This window comes from Pseudomonas sp. NBB (assembly GCF_032701105.1).
In the GTDB taxonomy this organism is placed as follows: domain Bacteria; phylum Pseudomonadota; class Gammaproteobacteria; order Pseudomonadales; family Pseudomonadaceae; genus Aquipseudomonas; species Aquipseudomonas asiatica.
This window is the reverse complement of record NZ_CP103994.1, coordinates 2,495,949-2,520,620: the sequence shown is the minus strand read 5'-3', so window position 1 is coordinate 2,520,620 and position 24,672 is coordinate 2,495,949. Positions and strand designations below refer to the sequence as shown.

At 64.3% G+C, this 24,672-nt stretch carries 20 protein-coding genes; 7 read left to right on the top strand and 13 right to left on the bottom strand.

Going from position 1 to position 24,672, the window contains the following annotated elements:
- Positions 1 to 3: 3 nt before the first annotated feature.
- The gene (locus NY023_RS11685; protein WP_003257662.1) at positions 4 to 1,200 is read right to left on the bottom strand and encodes a glycerol dehydrogenase; all 1,197 of its coding nucleotides are present in this window, start codon (positions 1,198 to 1,200) and stop codon (positions 4 to 6) included.
- Positions 1,201 to 1,506: 306 nt separating this feature from the next.
- Between NY023_RS11685 and NY023_RS11680 the strand changes: the two genes are divergently transcribed.
- The 6 genes from NY023_RS11680 to NY023_RS11655 all read left to right on the top strand — a co-directional run bounded on the left by NY023_RS11680 (position 1,507) and on the right by NY023_RS11655 (position 7,616).
- A complete protein-coding gene (locus tag NY023_RS11680; protein WP_013972191.1) occupies positions 1,507 to 2,310 on the top strand; it encodes a shikimate dehydrogenase family protein in 804 nt (267 codons plus the stop codon).
- An 84-nt stretch (positions 2,311 to 2,394) separates the two neighbouring features.
- Complete coding sequence (locus NY023_RS11675; RefSeq protein WP_013972190.1) at positions 2,395 to 3,087, top strand: SDR family NAD(P)-dependent oxidoreductase; 693 nt, start codon at positions 2,395 to 2,397, stop codon at positions 3,085 to 3,087.
- A gap of 142 nt (positions 3,088 to 3,229) precedes the next feature.
- On the top strand, positions 3,230 to 4,321 hold the full coding sequence (locus NY023_RS11670) for a glycerol dehydrogenase (protein ID WP_013972189.1): 1,092 nt from the start codon (positions 3,230 to 3,232) through the stop codon (positions 4,319 to 4,321).
- 48 nt (positions 4,322 to 4,369) lie between these two features.
- Positions 4,370 to 5,257, top strand: coding sequence for a transketolase (locus NY023_RS11665; RefSeq protein ID WP_003257657.1), 888 nt, complete (start codon positions 4,370 to 4,372; stop codon positions 5,255 to 5,257).
- Between the two features lie 3 nt (positions 5,258 to 5,260).
- Entirely contained in the window at positions 5,261 to 6,241 is a 981-nt protein-coding gene (locus NY023_RS11660) for a transketolase family protein (RefSeq protein ID WP_003257656.1), read from the top strand.
- A 64-nt stretch (positions 6,242 to 6,305) separates the two neighbouring features.
- Entirely contained in the window at positions 6,306 to 7,616 is a 1,311-nt protein-coding gene (locus tag NY023_RS11655; RefSeq protein ID WP_013972187.1) for an MFS transporter, read from the top strand.
- A 39-nt stretch (positions 7,617 to 7,655) separates the two neighbouring features.
- Here the strand turns inward: NY023_RS11655 and NY023_RS11650 are convergent, their stop codons facing one another.
- Genes NY023_RS11650 through NY023_RS11635 form a run of 4 tightly spaced genes read right to left on the bottom strand, consistent with a single transcriptional unit; the run spans position 7,656 to position 13,529 of the window.
- Positions 7,656 to 9,038: an efflux transporter outer membrane subunit gene (locus tag NY023_RS11650; protein WP_013972186.1), complete on the bottom strand. Its 1,383-nt coding sequence runs from the start codon at positions 9,036 to 9,038 to the stop codon at positions 7,656 to 7,658.
- Positions 9,035 to 12,208 (bottom strand): efflux RND transporter permease subunit, encoded by a 3,174-nt coding sequence (locus NY023_RS11645; RefSeq protein WP_013972185.1) that lies wholly within the window; start codon positions 12,206 to 12,208, stop codon positions 9,035 to 9,037. Before NY023_RS11645 ends, NY023_RS11650 begins: the two co-directional genes overlap by 4 nt.
- The gene (locus NY023_RS11640) at positions 12,205 to 13,374 is read right to left on the bottom strand and encodes an efflux RND transporter periplasmic adaptor subunit (protein ID WP_038410393.1); all 1,170 of its coding nucleotides are present in this window, start codon (positions 13,372 to 13,374) and stop codon (positions 12,205 to 12,207) included. Before NY023_RS11640 ends, NY023_RS11645 begins: the two co-directional genes overlap by 4 nt.
- A 17-nt stretch (positions 13,375 to 13,391) precedes the next feature.
- Complete coding sequence (locus NY023_RS11635; RefSeq protein WP_023662445.1) at positions 13,392 to 13,529, bottom strand: hypothetical protein; 138 nt, start codon at positions 13,527 to 13,529, stop codon at positions 13,392 to 13,394.
- Positions 13,530 to 13,763: 234 nt separating this feature from the next.
- On the opposite strand from NY023_RS11635, the gene NY023_RS11630 reads away from it, so the two are divergent.
- Positions 13,764 to 15,416 (top strand): SulP family inorganic anion transporter, encoded by a 1,653-nt coding sequence (locus NY023_RS11630; RefSeq protein ID WP_024086836.1) that lies wholly within the window; start codon positions 13,764 to 13,766, stop codon positions 15,414 to 15,416.
- A gap of 211 nt (positions 15,417 to 15,627) precedes the next feature.
- On the opposite strand, the gene NY023_RS11625 is transcribed toward NY023_RS11630, so the two are convergent.
- The 8 genes from NY023_RS11625 to NY023_RS11590 form a co-directional block, all read right to left on the bottom strand.
- Positions 15,628 to 17,355 (bottom strand): NahK/ErcS family hybrid sensor histidine kinase/response regulator, encoded by a 1,728-nt coding sequence (locus tag NY023_RS11625; RefSeq protein ID WP_013972182.1) that lies wholly within the window; start codon positions 17,353 to 17,355, stop codon positions 15,628 to 15,630.
- Positions 17,339 to 18,502 (bottom strand): alcohol dehydrogenase-like regulatory protein ErcA, encoded by a 1,164-nt coding sequence (gene ercA / locus NY023_RS11620; RefSeq protein ID WP_013972181.1) that lies wholly within the window; start codon positions 18,500 to 18,502, stop codon positions 17,339 to 17,341. Before ercA ends, NY023_RS11625 begins: the two co-directional genes overlap by 17 nt.
- An 89-nt stretch (positions 18,503 to 18,591) precedes the next feature.
- Positions 18,592 to 18,864, bottom strand: a complete 273-nt coding sequence (pqqD, locus tag NY023_RS11615; RefSeq protein ID WP_003257646.1) for a pyrroloquinoline quinone biosynthesis peptide chaperone PqqD — start codon at positions 18,862 to 18,864, stop codon at positions 18,592 to 18,594.
- 52 nt (positions 18,865 to 18,916) lie between these two features.
- Positions 18,917 to 18,988: a pyrroloquinoline quinone precursor peptide PqqA gene (gene pqqA / locus NY023_RS11610; protein WP_003253598.1), complete on the bottom strand. Its 72-nt coding sequence runs from the start codon at positions 18,986 to 18,988 to the stop codon at positions 18,917 to 18,919.
- 271 nt (positions 18,989 to 19,259) lie between these two features.
- Complete coding sequence (locus tag NY023_RS11605; protein WP_024086835.1) at positions 19,260 to 20,780, bottom strand: aldehyde dehydrogenase family protein; 1,521 nt, start codon at positions 20,778 to 20,780, stop codon at positions 19,260 to 19,262.
- 162 nt (positions 20,781 to 20,942) lie between these two features.
- Positions 20,943 to 22,727, bottom strand: coding sequence for a PQQ-dependent alcohol dehydrogenase PedH (gene pedH, locus NY023_RS11600; protein WP_024086834.1), 1,785 nt, complete (start codon positions 22,725 to 22,727; stop codon positions 20,943 to 20,945).
- 162 nt (positions 22,728 to 22,889) lie between these two features.
- Entirely contained in the window at positions 22,890 to 23,828 is a 939-nt protein-coding gene (locus NY023_RS11595; protein WP_013972178.1) for a quinoprotein relay system zinc metallohydrolase 1, read from the bottom strand.
- Positions 23,829 to 23,867: 39 nt separating this feature from the next.
- Complete coding sequence (locus NY023_RS11590; RefSeq protein WP_024086833.1) at positions 23,868 to 24,635, bottom strand: quinoprotein dehydrogenase-associated SoxYZ-like carrier; 768 nt, start codon at positions 24,633 to 24,635, stop codon at positions 23,868 to 23,870.
- Positions 24,636 to 24,672: the final 37 nt, after the last annotated feature.

Here is a 24,672-nt window from a genome sequence, read left to right as displayed (position 1 = left end):
TACTTACCTCTGTTCGTGGCGAATGACTGATGGCAAACGCGGGCTGGCCGAACTTGCCAGAACCGATCCGCCTTTCTTGTAGAACTCCCCCAGGTCGCTGGCGGCAAGCAGCGCTGCGCGCATCTCCCACTCAGTGACGTCGAAGGGCTCGACGCGGCTGGTCTGCTGCGGCGAGGCCGCCACCTGCACCACCCGTTGCAGCTCCTGCTCGCTGAGGTCCGCCAGGCCCAGGTCGGCGAAACACACCGGCAGGCCAACCGCCAGGCACAGTCGCAGCAGGCCATCCAGTTCACCGGCCGGCGCACCCTCGAGCACCAGCATCACCAGGGTGCCAAAGGCAACGTATTCGCCGTGGTAGGCCGTGGCCCGTGGACCCAGCTCACTGAAGCCGCAATACACGGCATGAGCGGTGGCCACCCCGTTGCTCTCGAAACCGATGCCGCTCATCAGTGCGTTGGCCTCGATCACCCGGTTCAGCGCCTTGGTCACCTGCTGCTGCGCACAGGCCCGCACGGCTTGCACCGCATCGGCTTGCAAAACCTGGTGGCACAGTTGGGCGATGGCCATCGATGTGAGGGTCGGCTTGCCGCCGCCCGCGCTCGATTGCAGGCCACCGCCGGCCAGGCCAAGGAAGTTGTCGTGGTCGCCCTGCACGCAGGTGCGTGCCTCGTAGTAGGTCGCCAGAGCATCGCCGATGCCAGCCACCAACAGGCGCACCGGCGCTTGGGCGATGATCCAGGTGTCCACCACCACCACGTCCGGGCTGCGCTCGTGGAACAGTACATCGTCGAAGGCACCGTCCGGGTGGTAGAGCACCGACAAGGCGCTGGTGGGGGCATCGTTGGAGACCACCGTGGGCACGATACACAGCGGCAGCCGGCCCTGCTGGGCAACCGCCTTGGCAGCGTCGAGCACCTTGCCACCACCCACCCCGACCACCCCGTCACAGCCCAGTCGCTCGCGCAACGCACACAGCCGCTGCACCTCGGCTCGGGTGACTTCGCCTTCGAATACGGCGTAACGCAGGGCATGTTCAGGTTTGTCGAAGCTGATGGCCAGGGTCTGCTGCAGGCTATCCAGACGGCCCTGGCTGGTGATGATCAGGAAGCGCTGGCCAAACCAGGCGATATGCCGGTAAAGGCGTTCAAGTTCCTTGTAGCCCTGAATGTAGCGACCGGGCGCGGCGAATATCTGGGTCATTCGCACCTCCCGTCACGCAGGGCCGGCAATGCATGAAGCATTCCGTGCATGAGGTCATCCTCGCCTTTCGTAGAAGGCCTTGTTGTTTTTGATATCAGGACGTTCAGCGGCCGCAGCCGACTGGAGGTATGATATATCATGTTTGATTTTTAAATCGCAAGATCAAGTCTTTTGACTTTCATGCAAAAGACTTTTGCGGCCAGGATGGGGATTGACTAATGATATATGATGCATTTATGAATCTAATAACGAACGCGGCGCTGGCCCGCGCTCTGCCTTTTCACGCCAGCTTTCAAGGAAACAGCCATGCCTGTCACCGGCACTACCCGGGTGGTGGTACATCTCACCTACCCAGCCAAGCACCTGCGAACACCGTCCTTGTTCAACCCGCTTCTTGAACGCCTGGGGCATGACGGGGTGCTGGTCCCCTGGGAGGTTTCGCCCGACAACCTGGCCTCGGCCTGGGCTGGCCTGCGTGGTATCGAAAACCTCGCCGGGGTGATCGTGACCGTGCCGCACAAGATCGAAGTGGCCCACCTGTGCGACGAGCTGCTGGGCATCGCCGAAGTGCTCAAGGTGTGCAACGTCGCGCGTCGTCTGCCCGATGGCCGCTTCGTCGGGCGCATGTTCGATGGCGAAGGCTTCGTACGTGGCCTGAAGAACCAGGGCCATGACCTGGGCGGCCGGCGTGTGCTGCTGCTCGGCGCCGGTGGTGCCGCCACCGGTATCGCCCATGCCCTGCTCAGTGAGCCGATCACCCGGCTGGTGGTCGCCAACCGTTCGCTGGCCAAGGCTGAAGCACTCGCCGCGCAGTTGCGCACGCTGATGCCTGGTCGAGATATCGCTGCGGGTGCGGCCGATGCACGCGGCTTCGATGTGGTGATCAACGCCACCGCACTGGGCCTGAAGGCGGACGATCCGCTGCCGCTGGCGGCCGATACCCTGCAGCCAGGCACGCTGGTGGGCGAGGTGGTGATGAATCCTGATGTCACCCCGTTGCTCGAAGCGGCCCAGGCCCGTGGCTGCCCCATCCACAAGGGCGTGCACATGCTCACCGGGCAGCTCGAGCTGCTGGCCGATTACCTGTTTGGCGCAGCGCCCGGTCGCTGACGCGCCCTGTGCCTTTGTCGGCCTGTTCGCGGGGCGCCTGGGTCAGGCCCCACCCATGTACACATCCCGAAAGGAGCTACACCCATGAGCAAGATTGCAATCATCACCGGCGGCGGCTCGGGCATCGGCCTGGCAACCGCGCAGCGCCTGCTTGCCGATGGCTATCAGGTGCACACCCTGGGCCTGGGCGAACCTGAAGCACGGGTCGAAGGCATCCACTATCAGGTGCTGGACGTGACCAGCGATGCCGAGGTCAATGGCTTCTTCAGCCGCTTCGAGCGCGTCGATGCCCTGGTCAATGCCGCCGGCGTGATCGACCACAACCGGGAATGGCAAATCGACGGTTTCAACCGCGTGCTCGACGTCAACCTGACCGCCGTCCTGCGCATCAGCAATGCCGCCTTGCCGGGCCTGAAAGTGGCGCGCGGCGCGGTGATCAACTTCGCTTCGATGTGGGGCATCTTCGGCTCGGCCAAGACCCCCGCCTACGCCTCGAGCAAGGCCGCGATCAGCGAGCTGACCCGTTGCCAGGCGGTGGCCTGGGCCGCCGACGGTGTGCGCGCCAATGCCGTGGCCCCGGGCTGGATCCTCACCCAGCTGTCGCGCCGAGCCTATGAAGACCCCACCCGCTCGGCCGGCATTCTGTCACGCATCCCGATGAACGCCTGGGGCCAACCCGAGGACGTGGCCAATGCCATCGCCTTCCTGGCGTCTGACAGCGCCCGCTATATCACCGGCACCACGCTGGCCGTCGATGGCGGCTACTCCATCGCCTGATATCCCATTCGACAGACAGATGGCTACCACTGCCCCCGAACAAGCTTGACGGCCATCACGCATGATATATGATGCATCACAAATGACGCAGATCCCCTGAGGTCTCGCATAACAACAACAAACAGTCATAAAGAGGTGCCGTATGAATCTGGTATTCGGCTCACCCGGGCGCTATGTGCAAGGCCCCGATGTTCTTGACGAGGCAGGCCAGTACCTGGCCCATTGCGGCCGCCGAGCCGTGGTGGTCATCGACAGCTTCGTGATCGGCTTGGTCAAGGAGCGCCTCGACGCCACCTGCGCTCGCGCCGATGTGCAACTGCACTACATCACCTTCGATGGCGAAATCACCGCCAAGGGCATCGCCGGCCTGCGCCAATCGGCCGCGCGCTTCGACTTCGACGTGGTCCTGGCGGTCGGTGGCGGCAAATCGATCGATGCCGGCAAGGCGTTGGCCCACACCTGCGGTGCGGCGCTGGTGAGCATGCCCACGGTTGCCTCCAACGATGCGCCTACTTCGAAAAACTTCGTGGTATACGACGAGCATCACCAACTCAGCGAAGTCGGCCACCTGCTCAGCAGCCCACGCTATGTCCTGGTCGACACCCGCCTGATAGCCCAGGCCCCGCGCCCCTTCCTTCTGGCCGGCATCGCCGACGCACTGACCAAGAAGTTCGAAGCCGAGCAATGCCTCAAAGCCGGCGGCGTGAACATGTTTGGCGCTCGCCCGTCGATTGCCGGGGTCACCCTGGCCCGCGAATGCTATACCGTGCTGCGCGCCCATGCCGAAGAGGGCCTGGCGCTGGCCGGCAGCGGCCAGGTCAACGAAGCGTTCGAACGCCTGATCGAAGCCGTGCTGCTGATGAGCGGCCTGGGCTTCGAGAGTGGCGGCCTGTCCATCGCCCACGCGATGACCCGTGGCCTGTCGAAGATCCCCGGTGCCCGCGACCAGGTGCATGGCTGGCAGGTTGCCTATGGTCTGTTGGTGCAACTGGTACTTGAAGACCGCGAAGCGGCGTTCATGGCCGAATTGCTGGCCTTCTACCGACGCATCGGGCTGCCCTGCAACCTGGCCGAACTGGGTGTGACGGGCGTCGACGACGCCATCTTGCTCAAGGTCGCCGAACCCACCCTGCAAGCCCCCCACGCACGCAACTTCGTGCGTGGCAACGGCCAACCCCTACACAGCGGTGAACTGATCGAAGCCATGCGCGCACTCGAATCCCTGACCCGCTGATTTCCCCCGGCAACACCCACCCTGCTATGCCTGCATTTGGAGGTAGAGATGGCTACACCCCGTAAAACCCTTGAGGCCTGGAAAGCCAGCGATTTCGTGCCCAGCGCCGAGACCGTCGCCCACCTGCGCGAACGGGCGAAATTCGTCCGCCTGGAAACCATTCGCCTGATCGAGATCGCCAAGACCGGCCACTACACCTCGGTGTTCTCCGCTGCCGAACTGTTCTCGGCGCTGTACTACGACGTGATGAACCTGCGCCCCGAGGAGCCGGGCTGGGCCGGGCGCGACCGCTTCCTGATGGGCAAGGGCCACGCGGCCGTTGGCCAGTTCCCGATACTTGCCGACCTCGGCATGTTCCCCAAGGCGTGGCTGGATGACTACACGCGACTGGGTAGCCCTCTGGGTGATCACCCTGATATGCGCAAGGTACCCGGCATCGACTTCTCTTCCGGCTCCATTGGCCACGCCCTTTCCGGGGGCCTGGGCATGTGCCTGGCCCAGCGTTTCACTGGCGAAAGCTACGACGTGTTCGTCATGCTCGGTGACGGCGAAATGCAGGAAGGCCAGGTCTGGGAAGCTGCCATGGGTGCCGCCCACCACAAGGCCAACCGGTTGATCGCGATCGTCGACCGAAACGGCTTCCAGCTCGACGGTAGCGTCGACGACGTGATCGGCGTCGAGCCGCTGGACGAAAAATGGCGCGCCTTCGGCTGGGAAGTGCACGTCATCGATGGCCACGACATCCGCGCGGTTGCCACCACCCTGCGCAAGGTCAAGGCCGACGAAAACCGCGACAAGCCGGTGTGCATCATCGCCAAGACCGTCAAGGGCAAAGGTGTTTCCTATATGGAAACCGAGCCGGGCTGGCACCTGGGCTACCTGGACCCTGAAGACGCCAAACGCGCGATCGCTGAAATCGAAGCCAAGGAGATCTGAAACATGAACGCCCCCCTGTCCCCCAACTCCTGGCAATACCGTGGCCTGAATGCCATGAACCCAGGGCTGTCCTACCTCTCCGATGCCCTGATCGAGCTGGCCCGTGAAGGCCATCCGGTTATGGCAGGCTCGGCAGACCTGCAGTATTCCAATGGCCTGAACAAGTTCGCCACGGCGTTCCCCGACCGCTACATCCAGTTCGGCATCTCCGAGCAGAACATGGTCACCGCTGCCGCCGGCCTGGCCACCTGCGGGGTGATGCCGTTCGTGGCGACCTTCGCCTCGTTCCTGGGCCTGCTGTGCTGCGAACAGATCCGCATGGACGTGGCCTATTCGGCCCAGCCGGTGCGCCTGATCGGCCACCATACTGGGATCTCGCTGGGCTTCTACGGCACCTCGCACCATGCCACCGAGGATATAGCCACCATGCGCTCGATCGCCGACCTGGCGGTGGTCTCGCCCTCCGACGGCCCGCAATTGGCGGCAGCGATCAAGGCCTCGGCCAGCTACGACAAACCGGTGTACTTCCGTATCGGTCGCGGCCGCGACCCGATCATCTACGAGCACGGCACAACCTTCGAGTTCGGCAAGGCCACCGAGCACTTGCAGGGTGAAGAGCTGACCATCATCGCCTGTGGCATCACCGTACACCCGGCGCTTGCCGCGGCCCGCAAGCTCAATGCCGAAGGCCGTTCGGTGGGCGTGATCGACATGGCCTCGATCAAGCCGATCGACCGCGAGACGATCCTCCAGGCCGCTGCGCGCAGCAAGCGGATGATGACCGTCGAGGAGCATAACGTGCTCGGTGGCCTGGGCGCCGCGGTGGCCGAGGTGCTGGCCGACGAAGGCGTCGGGGTCAAGCTCAAGCGTCATGGCATCTACGACGAATACAGCCTGATCGCGCCGCCGACCCACCTGTACCAGCACTACAAGCTCGATGCCGCCGGTATCGAGGAAGTGGCCCTGGCCCACATGGCGAGCTGACCCGCCCCGCAATACGGGCAGCGCCGTCTTGGGTGCTGCCCGCCCCATTCGCTCGGAGACTACAATGAACAACATGACCGAGACCCTGCCAGGCAGCGTTGCCTACGCTGCACCTGACGCCACGCGCCTGCGTCGCAAGTCCTTGCTTGCTACCGGCGTCGGCAACCTGCTGGAGTGGTTCGACTGGACCCTTTACACCGTTGCCTCCGTCTACATTGCCAGTGCCTTGTTCGACAAGAGCAACCCCACCTCGGCGCTGCTCGCCACCCTGGCGGTGTTCGCCGCAGGTTTCCTGTTGCGGCCATTGGGCGGCATCGTCTTCGGTATCCTCGCCGACCGCCTCGGCCGACGCACCGTGCTGCTCAGCACCATGCTGCTGATGGCCGGCGCCAGCCTGCTGATCGCGTTCATCCCTTCCTATGAATCGATCGGCAGCTGGGCTTCCGGATTGCTGCTCTGTGCGCGCTTGGTCCAGGGCTTCGCCCACGGTGGAGAGACCACCACGTCCTACGCCTACATCGCCGAGATCGCCCCGCCAAAGCGCCGGGGGTTGTGGTCGAGCACGGTGTTCTTCGCGGTGGGCAGCGGCTCGCTGCTGGCAACCTTCTACATGGCCCTGCTGACCTCGATGCTGAGCACCGAGCAGATGCAGGACTGGGGCTGGCGCATCCCCTTCGCCACCGGTGGCCTGCTGGCGGTGGTTGCCCTGTGGCTGCGCCGCAACATGATGGAAAGCGACCACAGCCCTAGCACCGCCAGCGCAACGCAGCACACTACTTGCTGGAGCCGCGGGCAGGTACTGCAACATGGTGTGCGGTTGTTCCTGTATGAAGCAGGCGCCACCCTGACCTACTACACCTGGGTCACGTCGGCATCGATCTATGCCATGAGCGTGAAGGGCATGGACCCGCACAACGCCTTCATGATGAGCTGCGTCGCCCAGGTCATCTATCTCGCCTTCCTGCCGGTCTGCGGCTGGGTTTCGGACCAGGTGGGGCGCAAGGTCTGTGCACTGATTTCGCTGCTGGGTATCGCGGCAACCCTGTTCCCTCTGTGGGGCATGATCTCCAGCGAGCCGTGGACCCTGATGGTGGCGCAGACTGCCGGCCTGATGCTGGTGGCCTTCATCACCGGCTGCAAGCCCGCATCGATTTCCGAGCAAGTCCCTACCCGTTATCGCACGCGGATGTTCGGTGTGTGCATTTCGTTGGGTGTGGCGGTATTCGGGGGAACTGCGTCGTATGTGACAACCTGGCTTTACTCGGAGCAGATTGGCTGGGTGTTCAACGTCTACCTGATCGTCGTGGCGCTGATTGCCAGTGGCGTGGTACTGATGTGGAAGAACAACCACGGCATTCCGATCGATCAGGTTTGAGTCGTAGACGCTGGGGCTGCCAGGCAGCCCCCATTACGCTTACCCGCCTAACGCACTGACCAGTGCCACCTGGTTCTGCCACTGGGCAGTGCGTACCGTGGCCAGGGCATCCAGGGCACTGAGCTGGTTGCGCTGGGCCTCCAGCACATCAAGGAACGGCGCCTCGCCAGCCTGCCACGAACGGCGGATCTGCTCGAAGGCCGAGGTCGACTGCTCGCTGGCACGTGCCAGCAGTACCTGGCGCTCCGCATTGCGCTGGGCCGCCGCGAGTGCCGATTCCACCTCCGACACCGCCACCAGTACCGTGCGCCGGTAACTCAGCAACGCCTCCCGCGCCTCGGCATCCCGGACCTGCACCTGCGCCTTGCGCCGGCCACCATCGAATAATGGCGCGCTGGCATTGACGCCGGCCAGCCAGAAGGTCGAGTTGGCCAGCGTGGCCGCGCTCATGCCATTGATCAACGAACCCAACGCCGCCGACAGGCTCAGACGTGGCATCAGCTCTGCCTTGGCCACGCCAACCCGCGCATAGGCGGCAACCACCCGTGCCTCGGCAGCCTTCACGTCAGGACGCCGACGCAGCAGGTCCGCAGGCGTGCCAGCATCCTGCAAGGCCACCTCACGCACACTCGCCGGGTTGGCATGCATCTGCCCGTACAACTCGGCACTGGACATGGCCAGCAGCACCGAAAGCCGGTGCACGGTGCGCTGCCACTCCAGGCGCAGCGCCGGCACCCGGGCCGCAGTGCGGTCGGCCTGGGCGCGGGCCCGCAGCAGGTCGGCCTCCGGGCTGCTGCCCGCCGCGTACAACTGCTCGCTCAACTGCAAGGTCTCGGCCTGGCTCTGGGCACTCTGGCGGACGATCTCCAGGCGCTGCTCCAGGCCTCGGGCCTGGGCATAGGCCTGGACCACTTCACCCACTAGCGCAACCTTTACTGCATGGGCTTGCTCTTCACTTGCCGTCACCTCGGCGTCAGCAGCGCGGACGCCTTCACGGATGCGGCCAAACAGGTCAAGCTCCCAGCTGGCGCCCAGGCCCAACGAGATCGGCGCATCGATCAGTGCCTCGCTGTAGCCGGTCTGGTAAGCCGAGGTACGCTGGCGTGCGGCACTGGCGCCGAAGTCCAGGGCCGGGCTGCCGGCCGCAGCGCTGACTGCCCTCAGAGCCCGGGCTGCATCGATGCGCGCCAGGGCAACCTGCAGATCGAGGTTATCATCCAATGCCCGCTGCACCAGGCGGTCGAGCAGCGGATCGTGATAGCCGCGCCACCACTGTTCGGTCACAGCCAGCGGTGCTTCGGAGCGGGCATTGAGGTAATGCTGCACAGGTGCAGCGCTGGGCGGCGGCAAGCTCGGGGCAGCGCATGCAGCCAGCAGCGCCGCAGTAAAACCCAGTACGGGGAAACGAAGACGCATGTTCATTGCTGGAAGTCCTGTTCGACAGCCGAAGGCTGTGACGATACCTGCCGTTCGCCGCCGGCAAGGCGACGAACCAGCACATAGAAAATCGGTGTGAACACCAGGCCGAACAGGGTTACCCCGATCATCCCGAAGAACACCGCAGCCCCCACCGCCAGGCGCATCTCGGAACCGGCCCCCTCGGACAGCACCAGCGGCAAGACGCCAAGGATGAACGCCAGCGAGGTCATCAGGATCGGCCGCAGGCGCAGGCGACAGGCTTCCACCACCGCCTCGACCGTACCCTGCCCTTCCTTCTCCAGCTGCCGGGCCACTTCGACGATGAGGATGGCGTTCTTTGCCGCCAGGCCCACCAGAACGATGAAACCGATCTGGGTGAGGATGTTGATGTCCTGGCCCATCAGGCGCACGCCACCGGCCGCGGCCAGCAGGCACATCGGCACGATCAGCAGGATCGCCAGCGGCAGGCTCCAGCTGCCGTATTGCGCCGCCAGCACCAGGTAGACGAACACCACACAGAGCGGGAAGACCAGCAGGCCCATGTTGCCGGCGGTGGTCTGCTGGTAGCTCAGGTCGGTCCACTGGTAGCTGATGCCCGCCGGCAGATTCACCTTGGCCAGGCGCTCCATGGTCTCGATGGCATAGGTCGAACCCAGGCCTGGCAAGGTGTCACCGTTGATCTCGGCAGTAGGGAAAAGGTTGTAACGCGGGAAGCGCTCTACCCCCAGGGCCTCGTGCAGCTGCGTCACGCTGGCCAGCGGAACCATCTGCCCGGCCTGATTGCGCACCTTGACCCGCGCCAGGTCCTCTGGCGTGACCCGGTAAGGCAGGTCGGCCTGGGCAGTGACACGGTAGGTGCGGCCGACCAGGTTGAAGTCGTTGATGTAGGTCGAGCCGAAGTAGGTCTCTATGGCCTGGTTGATCTGGCTGCTTGGCACGCCCAGCATCTCGGCGCGCTCACGGTCGAGCTCGACGAACACCTGCGGAGTGCTGGCCGAAAACGGCGAATACACACCCGTCATGCCCGGTGTGGCGTTGGCGGCGGCAATCAGCTGCGCCGTGGCCTTGGCCAGCGCGTCACTGCCTAGCCCGGCACGGTCCTGCAGACGCAGGGAGAAACCACCGGTACTGCCCAGCCCCTGCACCGGCGGCGGCGTGGCGACAATCACCGACGCACCGCTGACCGCTTTCAGGCGTTCGCGCAAGTCGGCCGCGATCACGTCCGATGTGCGGCCCTTCAGCTTGCGCTTGGACCAGGGTTCGAACACCGGGGCCAGGCCCGCCGAATTGGACGAGTTGGTCCCGGTGACCATCGAGAAGCCCGAGAAGGTCGGCACCCTGTCCACACCCGGCACCTGCAGGGCGATGGCTTCGATCTGCTGGGAAATCGCATTGGTACGCTCCAGCGATGCGCCGTCGGGCAATTGCACGATCACCACCAGGTAGCCACGGTCCTGGGCCGGGATGAAGCCCTTGGGCGTGGACACCATCAGGTAGGCGGTAGCGGCGATCAGTACGGCATACACGGCCAGCATCAGCGGCGTCCTGGCAACCAGGCCGCGGACGCTGCCGGCATAACCATTGGACAGCCGGGCAAAGCCCCGGTTGAACGCTTCGGCAGCGCGCCGCGGCAGGCCCGGCAGACCGGCACGCAGCGGCGCATGGCCACCGTGACGGCGCAGGATCATCGCCGCCAGCGCCGGCGACAGGGTCAGCGAGTTGAACAGCGAAATGGCCGTGGCCACCGCGATGGTCACGCCGAACTGGCGGAAGAACTCGCCGGAAATCCCCGGGATGAACGCCGTGGGAATGAACACCGCACAGAGCACCAGGGTGATCGCCACCAGCGCACCGCCAATCTCCTGCATGGTGACGATGGTCGCCTGGAGCGGGCTCTTGCCCTCGCCCAGGTGGCGCTCGACGTTCTCCACCACGACAATGGCGTTGTCGACCACGATCCCTACCGCCAGCACCAGGCCGAACAGGGTCAGGTTGTTGATCGAGAAACCCAGCAGCGCCATCACTGCGAAGGTACCCACCAGTGACACCGGGATGGCCAGGATCGGAATGATCGACGGCCGCCAGCCCTGGAGGAACAACAGCACCACCAGCACCACGAGGATTACCGCCTCGTAGATGGTCTTGCCCAGCTCACCGATACTGTCTGCGATGAACGCCGTGGGGTTGTAGCCAATGCTGTATTCGATGCCCTCCGGGAAGTCCTTGCTAAGTTGCTGCATGGTCTGCTCCACCACCTGCATGGTCGCCAGGGCATTGGCGCCCGGACGCTGCAGCACCTGCAGGCCGATGGCCGGGTTGCGCAGGTAGTAGGTGTTGTTGACGTAGGCCAGCCCGGCGATCTCGGTACGCGCCACGTCCTTCAGGCGCACCAGGCGGCCCGCCTCGCCGGACTTGAGCACGATGTTGTCGAAGTCAGCCGGCTCCTTGAGCCGCCCTTCGAAGATCAGGTTCGGCTGAAACGCCTGGGAGGCCACCGGTGGTTGGGCGATGACGCCGCCGGCCACCTGGGTGTTCTGCGCACGCACGGCGGCGATGATGTCGCCCGGGGTCAGGTCGAAGGCGGCGACGCGCTCCGGGTCCAGCCAGATGCGCATCGAATACTCACGCGCGCCCAGCGGGTTTATGTCGCCAACGCCGTCGATGCGCTTGAGGGTATCGGCCACGGTGCGAATGGCGAAGTTCGACACGTACAGCTGGTCATAGGTGCCCTTGGGCGAGGAAATGAAAATGGTCGACAGCTGGGTCGGCGAGGACTTGCGCACCGACACACCGCTGCGCTGCACCGGTTCGGGCAGGCGTGGTGTGGCCAGGGCCACGCGGTTCTGCACCAGCACCTGGGCCTTGTCGACGTCGGTGCCGCCCTTGAAGGTCACGGTCAGGTTCAGGCTGCCATCGGAGGTGGCCTGGCTGTACATGTAGAGCATGTCCTCGACACCGTTGACCTCCTGCTCCAGCGGGATCGCCAGAGTCTCGGCGACGGTCTGCGCCGAGGCCCCCGGATAGGTGGCCTGGACCACTACCGTGGGTGGCGCGATGTCGGGATACTCGGCAGTCGGCAGCACCAGGTAGGCCAGGCCGCCGACGATCATCAGCACCACCGAGAGGACTATCGCCAGCACCGGCTGGTCGATCGAGGTGCGTCCCAGGTTCATAGCGTCGCCTCCTGGGCCGGGTTGGCGGCGGCAACCCGGGTCAGGCTGCGCTGTTCACCGATCGCAGTATCCCCGGCGCGTACCCGTTGCAGGCCATCGACAATGACCCGGTCGTCGGCCTGCAGGCCGCTGACCACTTCGCGCAGGCCGTCATGCAGCTTGCCCAGCTGTACCGGGCGCAGTTCGACGCGGTTCTGTGCATCGAGCACATACAGCACCTTGCGCGTGGCATCGATGCCTACGGCGGTATCCGGCACCAGCAAGGCCTCATAGGCCGGGCGCGCGGAAAACTGCACGCGGCCGAACTGGCCCGGGCTCAACGCCAGGTCCGGGTTGCTGACCCGCGCGCGCTGGCGCAGGGTGCCGGTGGATGGGTCCAGGCGGTTGTCGATGAAATCCATGCGCCCGCTCAGCGATGCCTGGAGCTCGCCTGGCAGGGCGATGCGCACCTGGCTCCCGGCAATGTTGCCGGCCGACTGACGGCGGTACTTCAGGTAGCTCTGCTCGTCGATGTCGAAGTAGATGTCGATGGGATCGAGCGAGACGATGGTGGTCAGCAGGGTGGCATCGTTGCTGCCACCGTTGACCAGGTTGCCTTCGCTGATCAATTTGCGGCTGATACGCCCGCTCATGGGCGCGGTGATACGGGTGAACTCGAGGTCCAGACGAGCGCTGGCCAGCGCGCCTTCGGCGCTGAGCACTTCGGCGCGGGCCGCCTCGCGCGCTTGCAGGCGCTGGTCGTACAAGCTCTGCGCAATGGTCCTGGAATCGATCAGCACCTTGGCGCGGGCATACTCCTGTTCGGCCAGAGCCTGTTGCGAACGGGCCTGGGCCAGTTTGCCCTGGGCCTGGGTCACCGCCGCCTGGAAGCTGCGCGAATCAATGACGAACAGCAGATCGCCCTTCTTCACGATTGCACCGTCCCGGAAGGCTACCTTCTCCAGGTAGCCGCTGACGCGCGAGCGTACCTCTACCGAATCGGTTGCCTCGAACCGGCCGGTAAAGCTGTCCCAGTCACTGATGGTCGACTTCAACGGTTGGCTCACCACCACACTCGGCGCCGCCGGAGCACTCTCCTGCGCCTGCGGGCCACAGCCGACCAGCAATGCCGCCAGCGACAAGGCGAACAGCGCCCTTTTGCCCGTTACGGGCAGTTTCACGTTCATGATCTCCATAACCGGCGTCATTTCCTGAAGGCGTGGGCGTTGAGGGAATGGTTGCGCTCGACGAATGCCGACGACTCCTCGGCGTGAACAGCCAGGGTGGACGACAGGGTGACCAGGGTGGCGAACGCGAGCAGGGCGTGCTTGATGGCGGTCATGGGGAAAGCCTCGGTATTTGAAAGTGAGGCGAATTCTTGGGAATTGCGGGGGCAAGAGAAATAGCGCCGCGAACAAATCAATATTGTGCACTGTTCACGAATATGAACGCTTGAGGGTGCAGATGCCGCGCCTGCCCTGCTCCGCCTCGTTCAGCTCGATCAGTTCGCTCAGAGGCACAACAGGCCCATGGCATGCTAAATACTATGTGCATGCACCTTATCAAGGAGCCTGCAATGATCGCGGTTCGCGAAGCCTGGAACGCCGGCCTGTTCAAGCGTGAACACTGGATGCGCAACCTTGTCTCCGGCCTCATCGTCGGGGTTGTTGCGCTGCCCCTCGCCATGGCCTTCGCCATCGCTTCCGGGGTCAAGCCGGAGCAAGGCATCTACACGGCGATCATAGGCGGGCTGCTGGTTTCCTTGCTGGGCGGCAGTCGATTGCAGATCGCCGGACCGACCGGGGCCTTCATCGTGATCCTCGCAGGGGTGACGGCGAAGTACGGAGTGGAAGGCCTTCAACTGGCCACGATGATGGCTGGCGCCATACTGCTGGTGCTTGGCATTACCCGCCTGGGTGCAGTCATCAAGTTCATTCCCGACCCGGTGATCGTGGGTTTCACCGCCGGCATCGGCATCATCATCTGGGTTGGGCAATGGCGTGACTTCTTCGGCCTGCCCGAAATCGAAGGTGGGCACTTCCACGAAAAACTGTGGCATCTGTTGCTAGCCCTGCCGGACCTCCACATTGCCACGACGCTGCTCGCGACATGCAGCCTTGCTTTGCTGATCCTGGCCCCAAGGCTGCCCGTGCTGAAACGCCTGCCCGGGCCACTGGTAGCCATGGTGTTCGCGACGCTGGTCCAATCCCTGTTTCATTTTGACGGTGTGGCTACCATCGGCACCGCCTTCGGGGCTATCCCACAAGGTTTGCCGTCACTGACCTGGCCCGAAGTCTTCCTGGCGCGGGTGATCGAACTGATCGGGCCAGCCTTTGCGATCGCCATGCTGGGGGCCATCGAATCGTTGCTCTCTGCTGTTGTCGCCGACGGCATGGCAGGGACCAGGCACGACTCGAACCAGGAACTGATCGGCCAAGGGGTCGCCAACCTGGTAGTGCCGCTGTTCGGGGGCTTTGCCGCCACAGGTGCCATTGCCCGGACAGCGACCAACATCCGCAATGGTGCTACCGGGCCGTTGGCCGGCATCATCCATGCGCTGACACTGGTACTGATCATTCTGTTCCTGGCGCCACTGGCGTCGAACATTCCACTCTGCGCACTGGCAGCGATCCTGTTCGTCGTCGCCTACAACATGAGCGAGCTGAAGCATTTCAAGCGCATGCTGCAGCGCGCACCGCGAGCCGACATCGCCATCCTGCTCGTCACCTTCACCTTGACGGTGTTCAGCGACCTGGTGATCGCCGTGAATATCGGCGTCATCCTCGCCATGCTTCAGTTCATGCGCCGCATGGCATCGTCCGTCGAAGTCCAGCAGGTGGTCGAAGAGGAACTGGCCAATGAACTGCACAGCAACGGCCAGAAATCGCTGCCCCCCGGCGTGCTGGTGTACACCATCGAAGGCCCGCTGTTCTTTGGCGCCGCTGAAACCTTCGAGCGCGCTCTGTCACAAACGCATACCGACCCTGAACTGCTGGTAATTTGCCTGAAGCGGGTGCCCTTCATGGACATCACCGGGCTGCAGACCCTGGAGGAAGTGATCCAGCAACTGCATGAACGCCAGATCGTTGTGAAACTGTGCGAAGCCAACGGCAAGGTGCTTGGCAAGCTCGAAAAGGCCGGAATCTTGCGCCTGCTTGGCCCCGGGCACTATCACCAAACGCTCGGTACCGCCCTGCTGGAGGCAAAGGCACCGGTGGCACACAACTGACTTGTGATCCACCAGGGCCATACAGAGTCCCATTTCAGGAACAGCCACCTGGCACTGCGCCCCCCCTGTAGGAGCGGCTTTAGCCGCGAACACCGGCGCAGCCGGTGCCATGCACCGCGTTGGATTCTTCGCGGCTAAAGCCGCTCCCACAGGGTACGAGGATCGCTTGCGAATTCAGTTATCTGTCACGCAAGGCCATGGGGTTGAGGCTTCAGCCCAGCAACTGGCTCAATACCGCACGCAACTTCCCCGGTTTGACGGGCTTGTTCAGCAACGGCGCACCGAGCTTGTTCAAGGAGCGTCGGCACTGATCGCTGCGGTCGGCAGTGATGATCACCGCAGGAATGGCGGCGCCGAAATGTTCACGCAAGTGCCTGACCACCTCGCAGCCGACAACACCGTGGTCCAGGTGAAAGTCCGCCAGGATCAATTCCGGTGCCCGCCCCTGCAAGGCCAGCAAGGCCCCGGCCTGGTCGGTCGCGGTGACCACTTCGCAGCCCCACTGTCCGAGCAGCGCGCCCATGCTCTCTAGAATGCTCACTTCGTTGTCCAGTACCAGCAGGCGGCGGCCCGGCAACGGGTTGCCGGCGCCAGGCTGCGGCGCGGCCTGGTGGATAGGCAACGGCATGGCTTCGCCGATCGGCACGTCGATACTGAACATCGAGCCACGCCCCGGCCATGAACGCACCTCGACGCGATAGCCGAGAATCTTGGCGATCCGCTCGACGATCGCCAGCCCCAGCCCCACACCCTTGCGATCGGCGGCACGGCCTACGTCAAGTTGGTTGAACTCGAGGAAAATGGCCTGCAGCCGATCGGCCGCGATGCCCCGCCCGGTATCCCACACCTCCAGGCGCAAGTGATCGCCGCGGCGCCTGGCGCCCAGCAGAATCCTGCCCTCATCGGTATAACGACAGGCGTTGCTGAGAAAGTTGCGCAGGATACGCGTCATCAGCCGCAGGTCGGTGCTGATGGCGTAGTCGGCAATGCGCGCACGCAACTTCAGGCCTGCCGCATCGGCCACCGTGCGGAACTCCGAGACCAGTGGCCCGAACAGCTCGTCGAGGCGGTACAGCGCCACGTCCGGCTTGACCGCCGCCTGGTCGAGCCGGGAAATGTCCAGCAGGTCGGTCAACAGGTCTTCAGCGCCCTCCAGCGCCTGATGGGTACGCTCCACCAGCCCTTTTTCCGCTTCTGGCAGCGGTCTTTCGCGCAAGGTCGAGATCAGCAGCCGCGCTGCATTCAGCGGTTGCAGCAGGTCATGGCTGGCGGCAGCGAGGTACTTGTCCTTGCTGCGGTTGGCGGTTTCCGCGGCGTCGCGGGCATCGCGCAGGGCGCGGGCGATCTGTTTGCGCTCGGCGATCTGCTGTTGCAGGTTGCGGTTGGCCTCCAGCAGTTCATCGGTACGGGCAGCCACCCGTTGCTCGAGCTCGTCATTCAGTTGCTGCAGGCGCTGCTGGGCCAGCTTGCGTTCGGTGATGTCGGCGACAAACCCTTCCACCAGCCCTTCCTGACCTGGCTTGAGCAACAGGTTCATCAACACATCAAGGTGGCTGCCGTCCTTGCGCCGCAAGCGGGTTTCATAACCGTGCAGGCTGCGTTCACGGGCGAGGGTCGCGGTGATGGCGTGCAACTCTTCGGCCCCGCCGACAAACAGGTTGGCGGCAAGGTCCGTCAGCGGAAACAGCAACGCTTGCGGGTTGTCGTAACCGAGCATGCGTGCCAACGCCGGGTTGGCGGCACGCATGCCGTCTTGCAGGCTGGCCTGGAAAATCCCGTGCACGGCGTTTTCGAACAACCATTTGTAGCGGTTGCGCTCGGCCTCCAGTTCGTCCAGGCGCGCCGCCAGCTCCGGGTAATGGCTCTTGCGCGCCGAGTGGTCGCCCAGCCCCAGCAGCCCGGCCAGCGCCCGTTGCTGCTCGTCAGAGGGCCTCGCCATAGACCACCTCGACATCACGCTGGCTCGACGCACGCGGGTTGGTGAGGATGCACGGGTCGTCCATCGCATGTTGCGACAGGAACGGGATATCGGCCGTGCGCACCCCATGCAGGCCCAGGGTTTCATGGAAGCCGATGGCACGCTTGAGCGCGATCAGGTGCTCCACCAGGCGCGCGCAGATCTGCCGGTGGTTGAGGCCGCGGCAGTCGATACCCAGCACTTCGGCAATCACCTTGAAACGCTCCGGTGCCGAGCTGTAGTTGAACGCCACCACGTGCTCCACCAGCACCGCATTGCACAGGCCATGCGGCAGGTCGAGGAACCCGCCCAGGCTGTGCGACATGGCGTGGACCGCACCCAGGATCGCATTGGAAAACGCCAGCCCCGCCTGCATGCTGCCCAGCATGATCTTCTCGCGCAGGGCGATATCGGTGGGGTTGGCGATCATCTCCACCAGGTTGCCGTTGATCAGGCGCATGGCCTCCAGCGCATGGGGGTCGGTCAGCGGGCCGTGGCCGGTGGAAACGAAGGCTTCGATGGCGTGCACCAGCGCATCGATACCGGTGCAGGCCGACAGGAACGGGTCCATGCTCAGGGTGGTTTGCGGGTCGATCAGCGACACGTCCGGCACCACCGCCTTGCTGACGATGGAGAACTTCATGCGCTCCTGCTGGTTGGAAATGATCACGAACTGCGACACGTCCGCCGAGGTGCCGGCCGTGGTCGGGATCAGGATCAGCGGCGGGCTGGGCACGCGGATCATGTCCACGCCTTCGAATTCGAGGATGCTGCGCCCGTGGGCGACCACGATGCCGATGGCCTTGCCGCAATCCATCGGGCTGCCGCCGCCGACCGCGACGATCACATCACAGTGGTTTTGCCGGTAGATCTCGGCGCCAAGCATCACCTCTTCCACACGCGGGTTGGGCGATACGGCGCTGTACAGGCAGTAGTCGATGCCCTGGGCCTGCAGGCTGGCCTCCACGTCCGCCACCCAACCGGCGGCAATCACACCGGGGTCGCTGACCACCAGCACCTTGCGCGCACCGAAGGTCTTGGCGTAATTGGCGACATTATGCCGGCAGCCGGCACCAAAGATGATCTCGGGCGAAACGAACTTGCGAAGCGGGCTGAAACTCTGGCTCATCGGGAAGCCTGTTCTTATTGTTCTGGAAGGTAACCGCCAGCGTAAAGCATCCCGCAGCGAAAGCAACCAGACCAAAGCCTGGCCACGGCTCATTCGATCCAGTACTTGGCACGGGCCACCTCCAGGAACGCCAGGATGTCCTCGTCCAGCCCCGGCACCCCGGGGAAGCGCTGTGCAAGGCGGTCGATGACCGCCGCCACGCTGCGCCGGCCGTCCAGCAACTCGAGCACCCAGCCGGCACTGGCATTGAGTTCGATGGTGCCCTCCGGGTACAGCAGCACATGGCAGGCCCGGCAGGGCTCCCAGCGCAGGCGGAAGCCCTTGCGCAAGGCCAGGGCTTGTTCGCGATCGATCAGGTTCACAACGGGCATGCTCAATGAAGAACCGGCCATCGCGCTGATGGCCGGACAGGCATCAACGATTGGCGAAGTACATCGTCACTTCGAAGCCGATGCGCAGGTCGGTAAAGGCGGGTTTAGTCCACATGGGGCATTCCTCTTCTTGGTGCCGGGCGATTCCGGTAGAGGCATTAATGCACGAGGGGCGACGGGGCCGAATGCTACTTTGGGACAGGTTTGCGGGGTGCGTTGGTAGGGGTAACACGGAGCAGCTGTGGTTTGTGCATGGCAGTGCCGGCCTCTTCGCGGGCTCGCCCGCTCCCACAGGGATTGCGCAAGATCCATGGCCTGCGCGGTCCCTGTAGGAGCTGGCTTGCCTGCGATGGGCTGCAAGGCAGCCCCCGAGGCCAGCTCAGGCTTTAGAAGAAGCCCAACGGGTTGATGTCGTAGCTCACCAGCAGGTTCTTGGTCTGCTGGTAGTGATCAAGCATCATCTTGTGCGTCTCGCGGCCCACCCCGGACTTCTTGTAGCCACCGAACGCGGCATGCGCCGGGTACAGGTGGTAGCAGTTGGTCCACACGCGCCCGGCCTTGATCCCGCGGCCCATGCGGTAGGCACGGTTGATGTCACGGGTCCACAGCCCCGCGCCCAGGCCAAACTCGCTGTCGTTGGCGATCGCCAGCGCTTCGGCTTCGTCCTTGAAGGTGGTCACGCCCACCACCGGGCCGAAGATCTCCTCCTGGAACACGCGCATCTTGTTGTTGCCCTTGAGCAAGGTCGGCTGGATGTAGTAACCGCTGGCCAGGTCGCCGTCGAGCCGCTCGGCAGCGCCACCGGTGAGCAGCTGCGCGCCCTCCTCCCGGGCAATCTGCAAGTAGGAAAGAATCTTGTCGTATTGCTGCTCCGAGGCCTGGGCGCCGACCATGGTCGCGGTGTCCAGCGGGTTGCCACGGGTGATCTTGGCGATCTTCTTCATCACCTCGGCCATGAACGGCTCGTAGATCGATTCCTGGATCAGCGCCCGCGACGGGCAGGTGCACACTTCGCCCTGGTTGAAGAACGCCAGCACCAGGCCTTCGGCTGCCTTTTCGATGAACGCGGGCTCGGCCTGCATGATGTCTTCGAAGAAGATGTTCGGCGACTTGCCACCCAGTTCGACGGTGGACGGGATGATGTTCTCGGCCGCGCACTTCATGATGTGCGAGCCCACCGGGGTGGAACCGGTGAAGGCGATCTTGGCGATGCGCTTGCTGGTGGCCAGTGCCTCACCGGCTTCGCGACCAAAGCCCTGGACGATGTTCAGCACGCCTGCTGGCAGCAGGTCGGCGATCAGCTCGGCGAAAATGGTGATCGACAACGGCGTCTGCTCCGCCGGTTTGAGCACCACGCAGTTGCCGGCTGCCAGCGCCGGGGCGAGTTTCCAGGCGGCCATCAGCAGCGGGAAGTTCCATGGAATGATCTGCCCGACCACGCCCAATGGCTCGTGGATGTGGTAGGCCACGGTGCCCTCGTTGATTTCGGCGGCGCCGCCTTCCTGGGCACGGATGCAGCCGGCGAAGTAGCGGAAGTGGTCCGCCGCCAGCGGCACGTCGGCGTTGAGGGTTTCGCGCACGGCCTTGCCGTTGTCCCAGCTCTCGGTAACGGCCAGTACTTCGAGATTCTGTTCGATGCGGTCGGCGATCTTCAGCAGTACCAGGGCGCGGTCCTGCACCGAGGTCTTGCCCCAGGCCTCGGCAGCGGCATGCGCGGCGTCCAGGGCCTGCTCGATGTCCTGGGCGCCGGAGCGCGGGAACTCGGCAATCGGCTGGCCATTGACCGGCGAGCTGTTGGTGAAGTACTGGCCGCCCAGCGGCGGCACGAATTCACCGTTGATGAAGTTGCCGTAGCGTGGTTTGAAGGACACGACGGCGCCTGGGGTTCCGGGTTGTGCGTAGATCATGCTGAGCCTCTGTGGGTCGATGCCTGTCCGGCGACAGGCGATGAGCCGATGGTAAAAAGCCCCGCCTGCCGGGCGAATGCATCGTTGGCAGCGGGGCTCTCGTCATTTGGTAGTAGGGCCGCTTGCCACAGGGTCCCTGGCAGCAAGCGGCAGGTTGCAGGCTTAGCGACTGGCGCTTGCCGTTTGCAGTTGCTTGGGCAGCTTGAAGGTCCAGAGCATGCCGCCCTGGTTGAAGTCCTTGACCCGCTTGGCCACTTCACCGCCCCACAGCGGCACCGCGCCGCCCCAACCGGAAACCACCGAAACGTACTGCTCGCCGTCCATTTCCCAGGTCACTGGCGAACCGAGCACGCCGGAACCGGTCTGGAACTCCCAGACCTTGTCGCCGGTCTTGGCGTTGAAGGCCTGCAGGAAGCCTTCCGGCGTGCCGGTGAACACCAGGTTGCCCTTGGTGGTCAGCACCCCGCCCCACAGTGGCGCATAGTTCTTGTGGCGCCACACTTCCTTGCCGCTGACCGGGTCGATGGCGCGCAACACGCCAATGTAGTCTTCGTTGAGCGGCTTGATGGTGAAGCCGGCACCGAGGAACGCCGCGCCCTTCTTGTAGGCGATGCCTTCGTTCCAGATGTCCATGCCCCACTCGTTGGACGGCACATAGAACAGCCCGGTGTCCTTGTTGTAGGCCATCGGCATCCAGTTCTTGGCCCCGAGGAACGCCGGGGCGACGAACACCGAGCTGCCCTTGGCCTCGCTACCCGGCGCCCCCGGCCGGCTGGCCTCGTTGTAGATTGGCCGGCCGTCCTTGTCCAGGCCGGTGGCCCAGGTGATCTTGTCGACGAAGGGGAAGCCGCGGATGAACTTGCCGTTGGTGCGGTCCAGCACGTAGAAGAAGCCGTTGCGGTCAGCGGTAGCGGCGGCCTTGACCTCCTTGCCGCCGTCCTTGTAGTTGAACGAGATCAGCTCGTTGACGCCGTCGAAGTCCCAGCCGTCATGCGGCGTGCTCTGGAAGTGCCACTTGATGGTGCCATCGTCGGGGTTCAGGGCCAGGCGCGACGAGGAATACAGGTTGTCGCCCGGGCGCAGGTGCGAGTTCCACGGCGCCGGGTTGCCGGTGCCGAACAGGATCAGGTTGGTTTCCGGGTCGTAGTAGCCACCCAGCCAAGGCGCCGCACCACCGGTCTTCCACAGGTCGCCGGGCCAGGTCTTGCCCGCCTCGCCGCCGGAAATGCCGTTTTCGATCGCCTTGCCGTCCTTGTACACGTAGCCCATGTGCCCTTCCACGGTCGGGCGCATCCACAGCAGCTCGCCGTTTTCCGGGTTGTAGGCCTGGATCTTGCCCACCACGCCAAACTCGCCGCCGGCGACGCCGGTGATCAGCTTGCCGTTGACGATCATCGGCGCCGCGCTGATGGAGTAGCCTTCCTTGTGGTCGGCCACTTTCTTGCTCCATACCACCTTGCCGGTGTCCTTGTTCAGCGCCACCAGCTTGGCATCGAGGGTGCCGAAGAACACCAGGTTGCCGTACAGCGCCACGCCGCGGTTGATCACGTCGCAGCACGGGCGGATGTCATCGGGCAGGCGCGCATCGTATTGCCACAGCTTCTTGCCGGTACGGGCGTCCACGGCGAACACCCGTGAGTAGGAGCCGGTCAGGTACATCACCCCGTCCTTGACCAGCGGCTGGGCCTGCTGGCCGCGCTGCTTCTCACCACCGAAGGAAAATGCCCAGACCGGCCGCAGGTCCTTGACGTTGTCGGTATTGAGCAGGTTCAGCGGGCTGTAGCGCTGGCCCTGCACGCCCAGGCCATTGGTCACGATCTGCTGCGGGTTCTTCGGGTCCTGGAGAATTTCTTCATTGCTGACAGCGGCGTGGGCTGCACCGGCAAGCAGCATGGCGCTGAGCACCAGGCTCAAGGCGAACACGGGACGACGTGTGGATCGGGTCATGACGGCTACCTTTGGTTTTTTTGTTGTATCCGGGAAAACTTCCCGGTGTGTCGGGAATTCTTGGTCCCGACCTGCTTGCCAACAATTGCCCGCAGTGCTGAGTTTTCTAGTTCCTTGGTAGCAGTGAACTTGCGCGGTCCCACAGGGGGCCGCGTTACACCCTCAGATTGGGGGCTTGGCGTCGACACGCCGCAGCTGCTGGCGTTCGTAACGGGGGTACAAGTGGCTGACACTGCGAATCAGCTCGTAACGGGTCAGGCTGATAGCAGCAAACCGTTCGGGTATGGGGCTGCGGATCATCTCGGCCATGTCATCGCCACGCGCCGCGCCGTCGCGCATCAGTCCGTCCAGCCAGCCCAGGTAATCACGCATCTGGGCAAACGGCCGGGCATCGCTGGCGAGCGGGCCATGACCAGGCACCAGCTGCTTCCAGGGCAGCGCTTGCAAGGTGTCCAGGTCCTTCAGCCACACCTCCAGCCCCGGGCTGTTGGGCGTGGTCAATGCGCGCTCGTAGAACACCAGGTCGCCGGCGAACAGCACACCGGTGCTTTCATCCAGAATCGCCAGGTCGGCACCGGTGTGCCCGCCCAGCGCCAGCAGCCGCAGGCGGTGCCCACCCACCTCGTGAATACCTGGCTCCAGCACGCGGGTCGGCAGCACCACCTCGGTACCGCGCATCCAGTCGCCAACCAGGCGGTACATGTTCTCGGCCATGGCCTCCCCCTGCTGGCGCAACAGCTCGCCGGTACCGGCCAGGGCGCCGATGGGCACATCGGCAAAGGCCTGGTTGCCCAGCACATGGTCGGGGTGATGATGGGTCAGCAGCACTTCGACTACCGGCTTGTCGGTGGTGGCGGCAATGGCCTGGCGCAAGGCTTCGCCGTAGCGTTTCGACGGCCCGCTGTCGATCACCACCACCCCGCTGTCGGTGACGATGAACGCGGTGTTGACGATATTGCCGCCGTTATCCTTGGCGAAATTGTCGGTGCTGCCCTCCAGCAGCCAGGTGCCTTCGGCGATCTGCCGGGGCTTGAGCCGATAGTCCAGGTCTGCCCAGGCCGGCAGGCCCAGGCACAGTAGCAACAGCAGAATGCAACGCATGACGGGCGCCTCTGGTCAGGGATGGAGTCGGCAACGCGTTCAGGGCACTGCCGCCTCGAACTGGTTGCCGCTGTTGTCCTGCAACAACAGCCGGGTCGGCCCGGAGCCCTGGATGTCGAAGCCCAGGTTGGGGTTTTCGCTGACCGCCGGGTACAGTTCCAGGCTGGCCAGGCGCTGGCCGTCCGCGCCTTGCAACTCGGCATGGTTGAGGAAGAATTCGGGAATGCCGCTGACCAGGCCGTTGTCCATGGGGTGAGCCACCTGCAGGCGCAAGCGGCTGCTGTCGCCGCGCGGGTAGCGTCCGCCCAGGACTTCGCCAAGGTGTTCCTCCCAGCCGGGCTGAGTGCGTACCACGCTGGGCGCGGTACAACCGCCGCCGGCAGCATCGATCAGGGTCGAGCCGACATGCCACAGGCCGTCGCGGGTCAGCACCGCGGCACGCAGCGGTGTGGCCTGTTCGACGCGGATGCGGATCGACAACCAGGGCAGCACGCGCTCGCCAGGCTGGAAGTCGACGATACGCGGCAGCGGGTTGAGTTCGGCCCAGGCGATGATCCGCACCACCTGGCCGCTGAACGCCCGAGCGTCGATCTCCAACGGCACCTGGCGTGCGTCCTCGGCAAAGGGTGGCGCCAGCAGCTTGACCCGATCATCGAACACGAATGCGGCCTGGCCCAGCAGCTGCTTGTGGTAGAAGTCCCACATCACCGACGGCACCGGGTCCTTTTGGCTACCTGGCTCGCTGGCCAGGGCTTGTGCGGCCCAGAGCACCCAGCAGGCCAGCAGGAAAGTCGCTCGCCAGTTCATCGCCCACTCCTTTTGATCAACGCAAACCTGGCTGACA

What these genes read in the sequence shown, in the direction of transcription:
- NY023_RS11685 (WP_003257662.1), bottom strand. Translation starts at nt 1,200, where the DNA reads ATGACCCAGATATTCGCCGCGCCCGGTCGCTACATTCAGGGCTACAAG.
- NY023_RS11680 (WP_013972191.1), top strand. Translation starts at nt 1,507, where the DNA reads ATGCCTGTCACCGGCACTACCCGGGTGGTGGTACATCTCACCTACCCA.
- NY023_RS11675 (WP_013972190.1), top strand. Translation starts at nt 2,395, where the DNA reads ATGAGCAAGATTGCAATCATCACCGGCGGCGGCTCGGGCATCGGCCTG.
- NY023_RS11670 (WP_013972189.1), top strand. Translation starts at nt 3,230, where the DNA reads ATGAATCTGGTATTCGGCTCACCCGGGCGCTATGTGCAAGGCCCCGAT.
- NY023_RS11665 (WP_003257657.1), top strand. Translation starts at nt 4,370, where the DNA reads ATGGCTACACCCCGTAAAACCCTTGAGGCCTGGAAAGCCAGCGATTTC.
- NY023_RS11660 (WP_003257656.1), top strand. Translation starts at nt 5,261, where the DNA reads ATGAACGCCCCCCTGTCCCCCAACTCCTGGCAATACCGTGGCCTGAAT.
- NY023_RS11655 (WP_013972187.1), top strand. Translation starts at nt 6,306, where the DNA reads ATGAACAACATGACCGAGACCCTGCCAGGCAGCGTTGCCTACGCTGCA.
- NY023_RS11650 (WP_013972186.1), bottom strand. Translation starts at nt 9,038, where the DNA reads ATGAACATGCGTCTTCGTTTCCCCGTACTGGGTTTTACTGCGGCGCTG.
- NY023_RS11645 (WP_013972185.1), bottom strand. Translation starts at nt 12,208, where the DNA reads ATGAACCTGGGACGCACCTCGATCGACCAGCCGGTGCTGGCGATAGTC.
- NY023_RS11640 (WP_038410393.1), bottom strand. Translation starts at nt 13,374, where the DNA reads ATGAACGTGAAACTGCCCGTAACGGGCAAAAGGGCGCTGTTCGCCTTG.
- NY023_RS11635 (WP_023662445.1), bottom strand. Translation starts at nt 13,529, where the DNA reads ATGACCGCCATCAAGCACGCCCTGCTCGCGTTCGCCACCCTGGTCACC.
- NY023_RS11630 (WP_024086836.1), top strand. Translation starts at nt 13,764, where the DNA reads ATGATCGCGGTTCGCGAAGCCTGGAACGCCGGCCTGTTCAAGCGTGAA.
- NY023_RS11625 (WP_013972182.1), bottom strand. Translation starts at nt 17,355, where the DNA reads ATGGCGAGGCCCTCTGACGAGCAGCAACGGGCGCTGGCCGGGCTGCTG.
- ercA (WP_013972181.1), bottom strand. Translation starts at nt 18,502, where the DNA reads ATGAGCCAGAGTTTCAGCCCGCTTCGCAAGTTCGTTTCGCCCGAGATC.
- NY023_RS11605 (WP_024086835.1), bottom strand. Translation starts at nt 20,780, where the DNA reads ATGATCTACGCACAACCCGGAACCCCAGGCGCCGTCGTGTCCTTCAAA.
- pedH (WP_024086834.1), bottom strand. Translation starts at nt 22,727, where the DNA reads ATGACCCGATCCACACGTCGTCCCGTGTTCGCCTTGAGCCTGGTGCTC.
- NY023_RS11595 (WP_013972178.1), bottom strand. Translation starts at nt 23,828, where the DNA reads ATGCGTTGCATTCTGCTGTTGCTACTGTGCCTGGGCCTGCCGGCCTGG.
- NY023_RS11590 (WP_024086833.1), bottom strand. Translation starts at nt 24,635, where the DNA reads ATGAACTGGCGAGCGACTTTCCTGCTGGCCTGCTGGGTGCTCTGGGCC.